Source organism: Flavobacterium frigoris (genome assembly GCF_900111075.1).
GTDB lineage: Bacteria > Bacteroidota > Bacteroidia > Flavobacteriales > Flavobacteriaceae > Flavobacterium > Flavobacterium frigoris.
This window is the reverse complement of the sequence record NZ_FOFZ01000008.1, coordinates 131,779-147,803: the sequence shown is the minus strand read 5'-3', so window position 1 is coordinate 147,803 and position 16,025 is coordinate 131,779. Positions and strand designations below refer to the sequence as shown.

Below are 16,025 nucleotides of genomic sequence, written 5' to 3'. Positions count from 1 at the left end.
ATATTATTTACATGAGGAAAATTAAATATAAGAAAGGTCGAAAAACGCATCCGAATCAGCTTGAATACACCGGAAGACATAAGAAGATGGAATCGGAGATGCAATTATTTGTGTACGACTCTGTCGACTTTGTTGAATATGAAGATATTGAGATAATCGATTTTAAAAGTTGCATCAATGAGCAAAAAACAAATTGGCTTAATCTGCATGGTTTAAATGAAGTTGAAATAATTGAAGCGATAGGGGCTTTTTTTAAAATTGATAATTTTCTGCTTTCTGATATTTTAAATACTACCAGGAGAACAAAACTCGAAGAATCTCCAGATACTTTGTTTTTTAATATAAAGTCCATGTTACCTACTGAGAATTCTGACAATATCAATGTGGAGCAGATTAGTTTTTTGATAAAAAACAATGTTCTGATTTCTTTTCAAGAAAAGAGAAGTGATTTTTTTTCACATATAAGGGAACGAATTAGAAACCAATCGGGTAGTGTTCGTAATAAAAAAGCTGATTTTCTACTCTATTTGTTGTTAGATACTGTTATGGAGAATTTCTATGTCACAATCGAAAATGAAGAAGATAAAGTGGAAGAATTAATAAACCTTTCCAAGAATAGTGCGGATCCTAAGATTCTGATACGAATTGAAAAACACCGTGATAATTTCAATTTTTTGAAAAGAGCGATTATTCCGCTTCGAGATTCTTTGTATGCGATTAAAAGTTTAAAAGAAGATGGAGATTTCAGTGTTATAGAATTAGAAACTTTTGGTTATTTTTCTAGATTACATCAAAAAAGTTTAGAGCTTTTAGAACAGATCGACTCTGATATGGGGATGTTAGAAAGCGCTTCTAATTTCTTTTTTTCTTCACAGTCTCATAAGATGAATGAGATCATGAAAACTTTAACTATTGTTTCGGCTATATTTATACCCTTAACTTTTATTGCAGGAGTTTATGGAATGAATTTTCAGCATATGCCGGAACTTCAATACAAGAATGGCTATTATACAGTTATTGGACTCATGGTTTTAATAGGAATTATTATGGTGTTTTATTTTAGAAAGAGAAAGTGGTTTTAGAAATAGTAATCAGTGTTCAGAGAATAGTATTCATTAAAATAAGCAGTCTATTAAAACACGAAAATTCGTTTAAAAGAATATAAAAGCAATGCATTTACGTTTTAAAAAGATTCGTAATGGCGATTAGATATAAGCAATTAAAAAATAAGTAAAATGAGCAAAGCCATATATATAGCAACCTCTGAACACAATAGCGGGAAATCGATTATTACTTTAGGTTTAATGAGTATGCTGATTGGAAAGACAGCCAAAGTGGGCTATTTCCGACCAATAATAGAGGATTTTGAAGATGGTAAATTGGATAATCATATTGAAACCGTAATCTCTCATTTTGATTTGGATATTGCATTTGAAGATGCGTTTGCAATTACGAAAAGCAAGTTAATCAAGAAGAAAAACAAAGGTAAAATAGGAGAAGTTCTAGATTTGATCATTGATAAATACAAACGACTGGAAGAGCAATTTGATTTTGTTCTGGTTGAGGGAACCAGCTTTAGTGGAGAAGGGACTGTTATCGAACTCGATATGAATGTGCTTATCGCCAAAAACCTAGGGATTCCAACGATAATTGTGGGTTCAGGTGTAGGAAAAACATTGGAGGAGCTAGTGGATAGTCTGTATCTGGCTTTTGATTCCTTTAAAGTTAAAGACGTCGAAGTGCTGGCTATTATTGCTAATAAAGTACAACCTGAAAACATCAAATTGGTAACAGATGGTTTGAGAGCAAGCTTACCAAAAGAAATTTTAGTTAATGCTATTCCTATAATTTCTAGTTTGAACAATCCAACGATTAAAGAAATTGTAGATGAACTCGATGCTAAAGTACTATTTGGTGGCGAATTCTTAAATAACGAAATAGGGAATTTTAGTGTTGGAGCCATGCAGTTACGCAATTACCTATTGCACCTTAAAGATAAGGCGCTTGTGATAACACCTGGTGATCGTGCTGATATTATTTTGGGAGCATTACAAGCTAATGAATCTGCAAATTATCCTTCGATTTCAGGGATCGTTTTGACTGGTAATATAGTTCCTGATGATAGTATTTTAAAGTTAATTAAAGGGTTGACTAGTATTGTCCCTATTATTTCTGTTGAAGGCGGTACATATGGTATCACTAATAAAATAGGAGATATAAAGGCTAAGATTTATGCTGACAACAAGCAGAAAATAGAGACCTCAATAAATACTTTTGAGAAATATGTTGACTTAGATAGCCTAGCTAAAAAATTAAGTTCTTTTGAAGCGGAAGGGATGACTCCCAAAATGTTTCAGTATAACTTAGTGAAAAGGGCAAAAAAACATAGAAAGCATATCGTTTTACCCGAAGGGAATGATGATAGAATACTTATTGCTGCCTCACGATTGTTAGCAATGGATGTTGTAGATATTTCTATTCTTGGAAATAAAAAACAAATAGAAAATAAGGTGGCAGAATTGGGCATTGCTTTTGATCTTTCGAAAGTAAAAATCATCAATCCGATTGAATCTGAGAATTATGAAGATTATGTAAATACCTACTACGAGCTTCGCAAGAATAAAAATGTGACATTGGGTATGGCTAAAGACTTAATGGAAGACGGTTCATACTTTGGAACCATGATGGTGTATAAAGGCGATGCAGACGGAATGGTTTCGGGAGCGGCTCATACCACGCAACATACAATTTTACCTGCCTTGCAATTCATAAAAACCAAACCAAATACGTGTATCGTTTCTTCTATATTCTTTATGTGCCTAGAAGATCGAGTGTCTGTTTTTGGCGATTGTGCTATTAATCCAAATCCTACCGCAGAACAACTGGCGGAAATAGCCATTTCCTCAGCTGATTCCAGTTTGGCGTTCGGTATAGAACCAAAAGTAGCCATGCTGTCTTACTCTTCTGGAGCATCCGGGAAAGGGGACGAAGTAGACAAAGTTAGAAAATCAACCGAAATAGTTCGATTAAAACGTCCAGATTTAAAAATTGAAGGGCCAATCCAATATGACGCTGCGGTTGATATGGAAATAGGTCAAAGTAAAATGCCAAATTCTGAGGTTGCAGGACAAGCAAGTGTCCTTATTTTTCCGGATTTAAATACTGGAAACAATACATATAAAGCAGTTCAAAGAGAAACAGGAGCATTAGCCATCGGTCCTATGCTACAAGGCTTAAACAAACCTGTAAATGATTTAAGCCGCGGTTGTACGGTTGATGATATTATTAATACGGTAGTAATCACAGCAATTCAAGCACAAGGATTGTAATAATAGTGTCAGGTTTTAAGTTTCAAGTTAAAAAATTAAACACAAACAACCTCCACTCCGGCCCTCTCTTTTGGAGAGGGCCGGAGTGAGGAAAATAAATAAAATGAAAATAGTAATTATAAATTCTGGGAGTTCGTCTATAAAGTATCAATTAATAGAGATGCCATCAAGAGATGTCATCTGTAGCGGTATGATCGATAGAATAGGGTTGGACATTTCAAATATAACCTACAAAACAAATACAGATTCTTTAGAAGAAAATATACCTATTCCGAATCATAAGATTGGATTAGAAAGGATTGCGCAATTATTGATGGATGACAGTATTGGTGTAATCAAAAGTACCCAAGAGATAGATGTGGTAGGACATCGTGTCGTTCATGGTGGTGCTAGTTTCTCTAATACGGTTGTTATTGATTCGGCCGTAAAAGAAAAAATTAGACAACTTTTTGCATTGGCACCGCTCCACAATCCGGCTAACCTAGAAGGAATAAATGTAGCTTCAGCAATTTTTAAGGAAGCGCAGCAAGTCGCTGTTTTTGATACTGCTTTTCATCAGACGATTCCCGTTATAGCACATAAATATGCAATCCCAAATAAATTTCTAACAGAAAATAAAATTAGGGTGTATGGTTTTCATGGAACAAGTCATAAATACGTTTCTGAGAGAGCCATAGAATACTTGGATAAAAGTAATAAAATTATAACAATTCACTTAGGTAACGGTTGTAGTATGACTGCAATTAAGGATGGCGAAAGTATCGATCACAGCTTGGGTTTCGCCCCTTCAAACGGATTGATAATGGGTACAAGAAGCGGTGATATAGACCCGTCTCTTGTGTTTTACATGGTCAATATGCTAGGTTATTCTTTGGATGCAGTGAATAATTTATTATTAAAAGAAAGCGGTATGCTTGGGCTTACCGGTTTTAGTGATTTGAGAGATATAGAATCACAAGCTGAACAGGGAAATGCAGCGTGTCAATTAGCATTAGCTATGAATGCGTACCGAATAAAAAAATTCATAGGTTCATATACAGCGGTGATGAATGGTTTGGACGCCATTATTTTTACTGCTGGAATAGGGGAGAATTCGTCATACATTAGAAAATTGGTTTGTACAGATATGGACTATTTTGGTTTGGAATTAGATGATGTCAAGAATCAAATCAGATCTAAAGAAATGCGTGAAATAAACACACCAAATTCTAAAACTAAAATTATGGTGATTCCAACCAATGAAGAAATTGAGATTGCAAATCAAGTTTATGATCTTCTTTTGAATTAGTAGTGTCTTTTTTATTTTAACTTTTTCTAACCTTCGGTATGCGTACCAAAGGTTTTTTTATGTAGTGTAAGTAATTACAGGAAGGCTTAAAAGGATATTAAATATGGTTTTAGTATTTTAGCTGTACTAAAAACAAAAAACAATAAAAATATGAAACATTTTTTATCAGCTATTCTATTTTTTGTCTTGAGCCTGCTTCAAGCACAAAGTGTAGCTTCTCCCTCAAAAAATATCACGTTGGACTTTAAGCTTAAAGAAAATGGTCAGCCTTCCTATACTGTAAATTATAAAAATGAAGTCGTTGTCTTAGAAAGTGCAATGGGAATTAAATTGAAAGCGAAGCCGGCTTTAGACGCTAATTTTACAATTCAAGGAGTCGAAAATACTACTTTTAATGAAATGTGGGAACCAGTTTTAGGAGAACAGTCCACTATTACTAATCACTATAACGAATTAAAGGTTTCATTGATTCAAAAGGAAATAAACGTAAAAATGAATATCATTTTTAGAGTTTTTGATGAAGGTGTTGCTTTTAGATATGATTTTCCAAAACAATCAGAGCTTAATTATTTCATTATTTCTGATGAAGTTACTCAATTTAATTTGACTGATAATTATAAAACATTCTGGATTCCTGGCGATTTTGACAGTAATGAATATGAGTATAATGAGACGAAGCTTTCTGAAATTGACAATTCTAAAATTGACATGAATAATGGCATTGGAGTCAAATCAATTCCAGGAAAATACATTGTACAGTCTCCGTTGATGATGAAGTCCCCTGCAGGATTATACGTTAATATTTTTGAAGCAGCCGTGGTAAACTACCCAGTAATGCATTTGAATGTTGATGTAAAAAACTATAAATTAAATGCACAGTTAGTTCCCAATGCAATTGGAGATAAAGCCTATTTACAAACTCCCTGTGTTTCGCCTTGGAGAACAATAATGATTAGTGACGATGCTAGAGATATTGTAAGTTCTAAAATGATTTTGAATCTAAATGAGCCTTCCAAAATTGAAGATACTTCATGGATTAAACCTATGAAATATGTCGGGATTTGGTGGGAAATGCACGTTGGGAAATCTACTTGGGATTTTGCAGGTTCGCAAAACGCACAGAATTCATTGACACAAGAGTTATTACCGTCTGGAAAACATGGAGCAACTACTGAAAACACAAAAAGATACATCGACTTTGCTGCCAAAAATGGTTTTGACGGAGTCTTAGTTGAAGGCTGGAACGTAGGTTGGGAAGACTGGTTTGGTAATTGGAAAGAGGAAGTTTTTGATTTTGTTACTCCTTATCCCGATTTCGATCTTGCCGCTATTTCGGCTTACGCCAAATCAAAAAACGTAAAAATGATTATGCATCACGAAACATCGGGCTCTGTAGCAAATTATGAAAGACATTTAGATCGAGCAATGGATGTAATGAAAAAATATGATTACCCAGCTGTAAAAACAGGCTATGTAGGCAAAATAATTCCACGTGGCGAATTTCATGACGGACAAACGATGGTGAACCATTTTAACTTCGTGGCCAGACGAATGGCTGATAATAAATTGATGCTGAATTCGCACGAGTCTTCAAGACCAACCGGTTATGGAAGGACATATCCAAATTATATTGCTGCAGAAGCTGCTCGTGGAGATGAATTCAATGCTTGGAGTGTAGGTAACCCACCGATGCATGAAACCATTTTACCATTTACAAGACAGTTGGGAGGCCCAATGGATTATACGCCGGGGATCTTTGAGATTAAAATGAGTTATTATGACAAAAGCAAAACGGAGCAAGTTCATACAACCTTAGCGAAACAACTAGCATTGTATGTGACGATGTATTCTCCACTGCAAATGGCTGCAGATTTACCTGAAAACTATGAGAAATACATGGATGCTTTTCAATTTATCAAAGATGTCGCTGTCGACTGGGATCAAAGTATATACCTTGAAGCTGAACCCGGAGATTATTTAACCGTTGTTAGAAAAGCAAAAGGGAAAGAATCTTGGTTTTTAGGAGCAATTACTGATGAAAACGCCAGAAAATCAGAAATAAAATTGGATTTCTTAACCAAAGGACAAAAATATAAAGCAACAATCTACGAAGATGCTAAAGATGCCGATTGGAAAGAGAATCCGATCGCTTATAAAATCAAAACAGCAGTAGTAACAAATAAATCAAAAGTTAATTTGAACTTGGCATCCGGTGGAGGAACAGCAATAAGTTTCGAATTGATTAATTAGTATATAAATTAAATAAATCAAGAAAAGTAATTTTTATATCAAGAATCAAAAAATGAAGAAAACCATAATTTTAGCGCTATTCCTTTTTAATGGATTTGCACTTTTTGCCCAAACTAAAGAAGAACAAACTATCAAGGAAATCTATAAATCATCGCTAACAAATTCTAAATGTTATACTTGGTTGGATGATTTATCCAATAAAATCGGCTCCCGTTTATCGGGATCGGCCGGAGCGGAAAAAGCAGTAATATACACAAAAGCTGAAATGGAAAAGTTAGGTTTTGACCGTGTGTTTCTTCAGGAAGTGATGGTGCCAAAATGGGTTCGTGGCGAAAAAGAAACTGCGTATATCCTTGATAAAAAAAATAGAATATCGGTTCCTATTTGTGCTTTAGGTGGATCTATCGCCACTGCCAAAAGCGGTTTGACAGCAGAAGTAGTTGAAGTAAAAAGTTTTGAAGAACTAACTGCTTTAGGTAAAGATAAAATTAAAGATAAAATTGTTTTCTATAATCGCCCTATGGAGAACGAACAAATAGAGTCTTTTCATGCCTATTCCGGCGCAGTCGATCAACGATATGCTGGTGCACAGAAAGCCGCAGAGCTAGGAGCTGTTGGAACTATTGTACGTTCGATGAACCTAAGATTAGATGATTTTCCTCATACAGGAGCGCAAAGTTATGGTGATCTTCCTAAATCACAATATATTCCTACAGCAGCTATTAGTACTAATGGTGCCGAGTTATTGAGTAAGAGTTTAAAAAACAATCCTAAATTGACTTTCTATTTCAAACAATCTTGTCAGCAATTTGACGATGTGTTATCGTATAATGTTGTTGGGGAATTAAAAGGATCTGAAAATCCGGACAACATAATGGTTGTAGGCGGACATTTAGATTCTTGGGATCTTGCTGATGGTTCTCATGACGATGGGGCAGGAGTAGTGCAAAGTATGGAAGTGGTCAATATTTTTAAAAACATAGGCTATAAACCCAAAAACACTATTAGAGTTGTTCTTTTTATGAATGAAGAGAATGGATTAAGAGGTGGTAATAAATATGAGGAATTGGCTCAAGCTAATAATGAAAACCACATATTTGCTTTAGAGAGTGATTCGGGCGGATTTAGTCCAAGAGGATTTTCATTAGAATGCAACGAAGCTAATTTTCAAAAAATAAGCAGTTTTTCAAAATTATTTGAACCATATTTAATACACAGTTTTGTAGAAGGACATAGTGGTTCTGATATTGGACCTTTAACCTCTAAAAACATTGTAAAAGCGGGTTTAAAACCAGATTCACAACGCTATTTTGACTATCACCATGCCGCAAACGATAAATTTGATGCTGTTGATAAAAGAGAGCTTGAACTAGGAGCTGCGACAATGGCTTCTTTGATGTACTTAATTGACCAAAATGGAATTTTGAAATAATTATATTTCTTTTATTGATACCAAAAGCCACTAGAGTGATTCTTGTGGCTTTATTATTTTTAATTAAGGTGTAAACTATGTAGAAAAATTTACTACTTCTTTCTAAAGTATTTGAAATAGACTTAGAGTAAAGGTAAAATTAAGGCTCCGTTTTAGTTTCTTCTTCGTCTCCACCTTCTCCTAATAATAGAGATAAAGTCTTTAAGCTTTCTGTACGATCAGCAATTAGTTTTGCAATACTTGTAAATGGAATGAAGAGAATCATTCCTGCAGCTCCCCATAAAAAACCTCCTGCAGTTATCATTATAATGATAACCAATGTATTAATTTTTAACCTACGGCCTACAGCTAAAGGAAATATTACATATGCTTCCAAGGCTTGAACAATTGAAAATACTACAATAACACCTATTGGATACCAAATGGAATTGAATGTTATCCAGGAAACAGCAATTGGTAAAAGTGAGGATATCATGATTCCTATGTAAGGAATAAAGGTAAGTATGGAGGCGATAAAACCAAACATAAAAGGATGTGGCACACCAACAATTAGAAGACCGATACTATTTAATAGGCCAACGATAAAATATACTAATAGCATCCCTTTGATAAAATTATAGTAGGCACTTATCGTTTCAATCAGGATTTCATGAACTGTTTCCTTTTTGTCAGCGGGAAAAAGTTGATACAATACTTTTGCTAATATTCGACGATAATAAAGAATTAGAGCTGAAAAAACAGGGATGATTAATAGAAAAAACAAGGATTCTGAGAGCGAATATAATGAGCTTCGAAGAAGTGAAAATGCCTGTGTACCTGAATTATTCATGGCATTTTTTAAAAAGATAACTTGTTCTTTTGTAGTTATTTTAAAACGCTCTGCAATAAAAACACTGAATTGATTCAAAGCTTCCAAAAGCTTTTTACTAAAAAGACCCCATTCATGAGAGAACTCATTAATTTGAAGAATAAGTAAATATACTATGATCCCAATGAATGAGATAACGATTAAAAGAGAGCTAATAATAGCGCCCATTTTGTTGATTCCTTTGCTTTCCATCCATTTACAAACTGGAAAAAGAATACAACTAATCAGTAATGAAAAACTAAGAGGAATGAAAAGTGTTCTTCCGTAATAAAGTATAAAACATATCAATACGATATATTGTAGTATTTCAAGTGTTGAATATTTACCGTTCCTGGCGAGATGTTTTGGTATTTTCGGAATTTCTATCATAACAGTTTTAAAATTAAACAAATATCAGGTTCTATTAGATCACTATTGCATTTTTCAAAACTCAAGCGTAACCTAATTCTCTATTTTTTTTTAATTCTTAAATGTGATTATAAATTTAGCGCCTTCATTAACCTTACTTTCCACTGCAATTCTTCCGCCTAAACTAGTGATGTGATTGTAAACCAAATACAATCCTATACCATTACTGTCACTGTTATGATGGAATTTTTCATACAATCCAAAAATCTTATCTTTCACCTTATTCATGTCAAAACCAAGACCTTTATCAGAAAAAATCAATTGATTCATTCCATTTATTTTTTTTGATTCGATGCGAATATAAGGTACTTGATTTATTTTTGAATATTTAATGGAATTGCTTAATAAATTCAAAAAAATACTTTTAATATATGCTTTATTAAAATTGATAATTTCGAAAGCTGAAAAGTCAACATTAATAATTGCTTTAGAATCTAGGACCAATGAATTTATGGAAATTAATACCTCGTTAAGAGATTCCTGTAAATTTATTTCTTCGATTTGAGTATTTATATTTTCATTTTCAATGAGTTGATCGATGGAATCATTCAAAGTGTTTTTCAAATTTTCACTGGTCAATTTAAGAATATTTACTAATTCTAGAGTTTCTGGATCGTTAATTGTCGAAACGTCAATCAGGTTAAAAACAGACAGTAAATTATTGATAGGAGATTTTAAGTCATGGGATGTTTTATGAGATAATACGGTAAGTTCCTTATTAATTTGGGTCAAGTTGGCAAGGAGTAGATTACGCTCTTTTTCAACTCTTTTGGTATGGGTAATGTTTTTAGCAATGGCATAAACTAATTTCTCAGACACAACTGGCATCGATGTCCAAGATAACCAGATAATTTCTCCAGCTTTGGTCAAATATCGATTTTCAAAGTTAAAGAGGGGAATATTTTTGTATACTTCCTCCCTAGTCTCTATTGTGTTTTTAAGGTCTGGCTCATAAACAAAACTATTGATCGGTTTTGCATACAACTCCTCGTCGGTGTACCCTAATAATTTAGAAACTGCTGGGTTTACTCTTTTCAAATAGCCATCATATCCAGCTATACAGAGTAAGTCGGCCGATAAATCAAAAAATTTCTCGAAGTTATCGAAACTATCATAATTATCATTTATCACAGTTTCTTCTGCTCGTTTCATTTTTTCCATTCTCATAATAATAAAGCCTAGTCAATAGCAAAGGCCAGTTTTATAATTGATATACTAAAGTAACTATAAATTATTAGATAACGCACATACACAGCTAAAACTATAAGAATGAAGTATTATTTGCGCTAAGAATTCTGTTTTGAATAGAAAAAGGAGATTGTCTTTATCAGACAATCTCCTTTTTAATTATTTGTAACTGCATTTTTTTAAATTCTAGCAGTACCATTTCTTATTGGATTACAAAAGTAATATGATATCTATTATCAAGTAGTTGCTAAAAAAATTAAAATGAATTAACTGTTTTTCTGATGGCCACAAGTTTAGTCATTAACGCCTCAAAATAATCCAAATGCAGCATGTTTGCACCATCACTTTTGGCATTAGCTGGATCAAAATGAGTCTCTATGAAAATTCCATCAACGCCTACTGCAATTCCAGCTTTAGCAATTGTTTCAATCATATCTGGTCTCCCACCTGTTACACCAACCGTTTGATTGGGCTGTTGTAATGAATGTGTTACATCCAGTACTGTAGTTGCATACTGTTGCATCGTAGGAATTCCTCTGAAATCAACAATCATGTCTTGGTAGCCAAACATAGTTCCACGATCCGTCACCATTACATTTCCATTGTTACAATCTAATACCTTTTGCACGGCATGTTTCATGCTTTCGGGACTCATAAATTGTCCTTTTTTCAGGTTTACTACTCTTCCTGTATTGGCTGCAGCCACAACTAGATCAGTTTGACGAACCAGAAAAGCAGGAATTTGAAGTACATCCACATATTGAGCGGCCATAGCAGCATCTTCATTCGTATGAATATCAGTTACGGTAGGAACCCCAAAAGTTTCAGATACTTTTCGAATGATTTTTAACGCTTTTTCGTCACCAATTCCTGAAAAACTGTCAATTCTTGAACGATTTGCTTTTTTAAACGAACCCTTAAAAACGTAAGGAATTTGTAATTTTTCAGTGATGCCAATTAATTTTTCAGCAATACGCATCGCCATTTCTTCACCTTCTATAGCACATGGCCCAGCAAGTAAAAAAAAGTTACCGCTATCTGTATGTTTAATTTGAGGAATATCTTGTATGTTCATAATAGTTTTTTTTGAAAGTGCAAAGATAGTTATGATTTGCAACTTAATTTTAGATTTTATTTCTTTTTTCAGAAGCTATTTCCTGCTATTTGCTTGTATCTTACTGTTTTTAAAGAAAAACCAGTAAGGATATCGCTTCTATCAGGGCTAGGGGAATCGCGATTATATTTAAAACTTTTTTAAACTCAGGCCCAGAGGTACCATTAAGGCTCCCTTTTCATAAATGTTTATATAGAGAACAATAGGTTTCTTTTGACCCTCCCATGTTATTTCATAGGCATCCAGAAACCCAGCACCCATTTCGCTTCTTTTTGTAGGAAACGGACAACAACTTTCTATTTTTTGGAAAGTGATTTTTTCGCCTTTGGGTCCGGCCAATGCATTTAGAAAGCGTGCTTGATTTATAGTGTCGTCTTTAGTACTTCTAAAAAAAATATTTATAGGATAGTCCTTGTTGTAACCATATTTTGCATCCTTGCTATATTCAGTAATTATAAATGTATTATTCCTTGATACTTGGGGGATAGGAGCATTGTCATCTACGTTTTGCAAAGTAGATTTCGTGCTTACGCAAGAAACGGAAATAACGAGTAAAAAAATAAAAAATACTGTTTTTTTCATGTTTTATAAATATTATAGGTTCCATTTGAGGTTTAAATATAAGGTATTGATTATCTTTTCTATCATTACTTTATAAGATACAAATATAGAGGAAACAGAACTCTTAAAATAATTGTGTCGTAAATTGTGATTACTATAAAAGTTAGAATCCCTACTTTTGCAAAAATTAAATTAAAAAGATGAATATTATTTTTCAAACATGGCCGTGGTATGTATCCGGTTTTTTGATCGGCATGATCATGCTTTCCTTAATATATTTCGGAAAAACATTTGGTATGTCTTCTAATCTGCGCTCTTTATGTTCTATGACCGGCTTAGGAAAACGTGTTGCTTTTTTTGACTTCGACTGGAAAGCACAGCGTTGGAATTTAATCGTGGTTTTAGGTGCGATGATGGGAGGTTTTGTAGCGGTTCAGTTTATGAGTGATCCTTCAAATGTTGCTATAAATACAAAAACTATTGCGCAGTTGGCACAATTGGGAATCGATGCTCCAAACGGAAAATTAATGCCGGACGCCCTTTTCGGTCCTGCTGTTTTTAATTCGCCAAAAGGTATTTTAATCTTATTAATAGGAGGCGTTTTAATCGGTTTTGGAACTCGTTATGCAGGTGGTTGTACTTCAGGTCATGCGATTTCTGGTTTGAGTAACTTGCAAATTCCTTCTCTAAAGGCCGTTATAGGATTCTTTATCGGAGGATTGATTATGGCTTATTTATTATTCCCTTTAATTTTCTAAAATATGAAAGTAATAAAATATTTATTGGTTGGTTTTGTATTCGGAATTGTACTCACAAAATCAGAGGCAGTTTCTTGGTACCGAATCTATGAAATGTTTCAGTTTCAGTCGTTTCATATGTACGGAATCATTATGACTGCCATAGGTACAGGAATCATTGGAATCCAGTTGATAAAAAGAAAAAATTTAAAAGACATCAAAGGATTTGTAATTGAGATTGAGGATAAAGAGGAAGGATCTGCACGATATTGGATCGGCGGATTGTTTTTTGGATTGGGTTGGGCACTTGTAGGTGCTTGTCCGGGACCTATTTTTATATTACTTGGTGCTGGTTTTTGGAGCGTTGGGATTGTCCTTTTCGGAGCTCTGTTAGGAACGTATTTATATGGAGTTTTAAAAGATAAGTTGCCTCATTAATTATAGCGGCATTAACAAACTAAAAAATAGCATTTTCTAAAAATTGAGAATGCTATTTTTTTTATTTAATTTTAAAATTCCTACTACAATTAGATATTGCGCTACAAGATAAGTTATCATGATTAGAAAAGAACTCAATACAACGGGTTGATAAAACTTATTGAAGGCCAGAATACTGTCTGAACTTATAAATATAATGGCACCTATCAAAACATACCAATTTGCGGGTTCTTTCCATATTAGGAAACCTTTAAAAGCAAATAATAGCATTGTTGAGATAACCAGCGCATAAACAAAAACAGGAATAGTTAAATCACCTAGACTTGGCAATAGCACGGCAATCATTACAATTAAATACATTATAATTGCAGTAACACCCATCCAGAAAACAGCTTTATTTTTTGTGTTTTTTGGTTTAATTTGTTTGTTAAATAATAGAATATAGCCGATATGAGAAATTAAGAAAGCGATTAAACCTACGATGAAATACATCTCATCCCTATCCGCAAATAAAAGGATAATATCGCCAAACCAAGAAAAACTTAAAGCCGTTAATAGGTACTGTTTCGAAGGGAAATCACTATGAAAATAAACACCCAGCAATAAAAATGGAATCAAAAAGGGTTTAATAAACCAAGCAATGCTTTCATAACCCAAGAGTATAATCAAGAGGTAGATAGCACTTATAATAAGGTAACTTTTTAAAAACAATGTGTTTTTCATGGTTGTTTTTTAGACATTGATAAGTATTGCGTTTTTTGTTTTAAATTCATAAGCTACAAAATAAACTGCCATGGCTAATGAAAGTAGCAGGTAACCGATAATGATGTAATTCCCAAATGGAAATAAGGAATTGAATCCAAACCAGTCTCCGAAATAATAAATAATACCCAAACCAAATAGAAAACATATGGTTTCCCAATAAATAGCGAAACGACTTTCATCCATCAATTCACTGTAGCTATATATAGTTATGAATATAAACAATCCGTAGATGAAAATAGCTGGCAAGCCTATTTGACCAATGTTATTAAATAAAAAACTGACAAGTAATAAGGTTATGAAAACTTTTGTAACCGACCAATAAATAAGTTTTGACGAAGCTTCAGTTCCATATTTATCAAAAGAATATACGTTAGTAATCTTGTTTACCGGATACTTTTCTTCAAAGTTTTCTGGACGCCATCCAGTGGGTTTAAACCAAATTGTAAATTTATCTTTCCAGTTCTCGGCACGCCAAGCATCAGAAATTAATAGGCTCAAATGTTGAAAGTTAATCCGTATTGGATTCCAGGTTTGTGCTGGTCTTGTAATGCCAAAGACAGGAGGCACAGCTTCCAATTCCTCTTGGAAAGTATTAAATAATTTATCCCAAATAATAAAAATCTGAGAATGATTTTTGTCGATATATTCTGGGTTGATAGCGTGATGTACTCTATGGTGCGATGGTGTTACAAGGATATGTTCTAAAACCCCCATTTTTTTAATATGCTTGGTATGATACCAAAATTGTAAAAACAACTGAATGGGAAGCGTTATGGCAATCACAGCAGTGGGAACTCCTATAATAGCTGCGGGAATAAGTAAAAAAGTAAATAGATTTACAAAACTGGAAACGGTTTGCCTTAAAGCGCAGGCGAGATTAAATTCCTCGCTGCTATGATGAATGGCGTGTTTGTTCCAAAAGAAATTGACTTGATGCGCAATACGATGCGTCCAATATCCGTAAAAGTCGATGATGACAAAAGCGACTAAATAAGTAATAATGTTGGCTTCCAATTGAAAAATAGCGATTTTAGATACCATCCAGCCATAGGAAATAAAAGTAATGCTAAGACCTAATACATCTTTTACGGCATTAGTAATTCCAGAACTGATACTGGAAACACTGTCCATTATAGGAACGCTATCTTCTCCTTTGTAACTACCATAAATTTTTTCTAGCACTATCAGTACAAAGAAAAGAGGCATTGCAATTAGTAATATTTTACCATATTCTTCCATAAAAACATTCTATTTTATCCAAATATATAATAAAATAGAATGTTTTTTGAAAAATTTATAAAAAAAGCACCAAAAAACTATTAATTTTGACTCTAACGTAATTTAGATGATTTCAGCGCTTAATCCTGCTTCCAGTAAACTAGTACATTGTGGCTTTAATTTATTAAGAGGCCCCGTTTTTACGGTACATTTTCCATTATAATGAACAATTAGAGAACATTGCTCTGCTTGCTCTGGAGTGTGTTCACAAACACGCATTAAGGTGTCGATTACATGGTCGAAAGTGTTAACGTCGTCATTGTAAACGATGATTTCGTTATTTTTAGAGGTCACTGCTTTAACACTAACTTTTTCTCTTATTTTTTCTTTTGTACTCATTTTTAAATAATTTAAGGGTTAGATAAAAAT

14 protein-coding genes are annotated in these 16,025 nt (G+C 33.6%); 7 read left to right on the top strand and 7 right to left on the bottom strand.

Annotated features, from left to right (window positions below; translation table 11 throughout):
* Positions 1-11: 11 nt before the first annotated feature.
* The 5 genes from corA (at position 12) to BMW63_RS12070 (ending at position 8,299) form a co-directional block, all read left to right on the top strand.
* Positions 12-1,082, top strand: a complete 1,071-nt coding sequence (gene corA / locus BMW63_RS12090; protein ID WP_074723726.1) for a magnesium/cobalt transporter CorA — start codon at positions 12-14, stop codon at positions 1,080-1,082.
* 153 nt (positions 1,083-1,235) lie between these two features.
* On the top strand, positions 1,236-3,329 hold the full coding sequence (gene pta, locus BMW63_RS12085; RefSeq protein WP_074723725.1) for a phosphate acetyltransferase: 2,094 nt from the start codon (positions 1,236-1,238) through the stop codon (positions 3,327-3,329).
* Positions 3,330-3,432: 103 nt separating this feature from the next.
* Positions 3,433-4,617: an acetate/propionate family kinase gene (locus BMW63_RS12080; RefSeq protein ID WP_074723724.1), complete on the top strand. Its 1,185-nt coding sequence runs from the start codon at positions 3,433-3,435 to the stop codon at positions 4,615-4,617.
* 150 nt (positions 4,618-4,767) lie between these two features.
* Positions 4,768-6,867: a glycoside hydrolase family 97 protein gene (locus BMW63_RS12075; RefSeq protein WP_074723723.1), complete on the top strand. Its 2,100-nt coding sequence runs from the start codon at positions 4,768-4,770 to the stop codon at positions 6,865-6,867.
* A gap of 52 nt (positions 6,868-6,919) precedes the next feature.
* Positions 6,920-8,299, top strand: coding sequence for a M28 family peptidase (locus BMW63_RS12070; RefSeq protein ID WP_074723722.1), 1,380 nt, complete (start codon positions 6,920-6,922; stop codon positions 8,297-8,299).
* 139 nt (positions 8,300-8,438) lie between these two features.
* On the opposite strand, the gene BMW63_RS12065 is transcribed toward BMW63_RS12070, so the two are convergent.
* The 4 genes from BMW63_RS12065 to BMW63_RS12050 form a co-directional block, all read right to left on the bottom strand.
* On the bottom strand, positions 8,439-9,536 hold the full coding sequence (locus tag BMW63_RS12065) for an AI-2E family transporter (protein WP_074723721.1): 1,098 nt from the start codon (positions 9,534-9,536) through the stop codon (positions 8,439-8,441).
* 90 nt (positions 9,537-9,626) lie between these two features.
* Positions 9,627-10,727, bottom strand: a complete 1,101-nt coding sequence (locus tag BMW63_RS12060; protein ID WP_074723746.1) for a PAS domain-containing sensor histidine kinase — start codon at positions 10,725-10,727, stop codon at positions 9,627-9,629.
* A gap of 292 nt (positions 10,728-11,019) precedes the next feature.
* Positions 11,020-11,838, bottom strand: coding sequence for a 3-deoxy-8-phosphooctulonate synthase (kdsA, locus tag BMW63_RS12055; protein ID WP_074723720.1), 819 nt, complete (start codon positions 11,836-11,838; stop codon positions 11,020-11,022).
* Positions 11,839-12,006: 168 nt separating this feature from the next.
* Positions 12,007-12,459 (bottom strand): 2-dehydro-3-deoxyphosphooctonate aldolase, encoded by a 453-nt coding sequence (locus BMW63_RS12050; RefSeq protein ID WP_074723719.1) that lies wholly within the window; start codon positions 12,457-12,459, stop codon positions 12,007-12,009.
* Between the two features lie 179 nt (positions 12,460-12,638).
* Between BMW63_RS12050 and BMW63_RS12045 the strand changes: the two genes are divergently transcribed.
* Together BMW63_RS12045 and BMW63_RS12040 are read left to right on the top strand one after the other, a co-directional pair.
* A complete protein-coding gene (locus tag BMW63_RS12045) occupies positions 12,639-13,196 on the top strand; it encodes a YeeE/YedE family protein (RefSeq protein WP_074723718.1) in 558 nt (185 codons plus the stop codon).
* Positions 13,197-13,199: 3 nt separating this feature from the next.
* Positions 13,200-13,613 (top strand): DUF6691 family protein, encoded by a 414-nt coding sequence (locus BMW63_RS12040; RefSeq protein ID WP_074723717.1) that lies wholly within the window; start codon positions 13,200-13,202, stop codon positions 13,611-13,613.
* 36 nt (positions 13,614-13,649) lie between these two features.
* On the opposite strand, the gene BMW63_RS12035 is transcribed toward BMW63_RS12040, so the two are convergent.
* The 3 genes from BMW63_RS12035 to BMW63_RS12025 form a co-directional block, all read right to left on the bottom strand.
* Complete coding sequence (locus BMW63_RS12035) at positions 13,650-14,336, bottom strand: lysoplasmalogenase (RefSeq protein WP_074723716.1); 687 nt, start codon at positions 14,334-14,336, stop codon at positions 13,650-13,652.
* A gap of 9 nt (positions 14,337-14,345) precedes the next feature.
* Positions 14,346-15,617: a sterol desaturase family protein gene (locus tag BMW63_RS12030; protein WP_074723715.1), complete on the bottom strand. Its 1,272-nt coding sequence runs from the start codon at positions 15,615-15,617 to the stop codon at positions 14,346-14,348.
* 102 nt (positions 15,618-15,719) lie between these two features.
* The gene (locus tag BMW63_RS12025; RefSeq protein ID WP_074723714.1) at positions 15,720-15,995 is read right to left on the bottom strand and encodes an ATP-dependent Clp protease adaptor ClpS; all 276 of its coding nucleotides are present in this window, start codon (positions 15,993-15,995) and stop codon (positions 15,720-15,722) included.
* Positions 15,996-16,025: the final 30 nt, after the last annotated feature.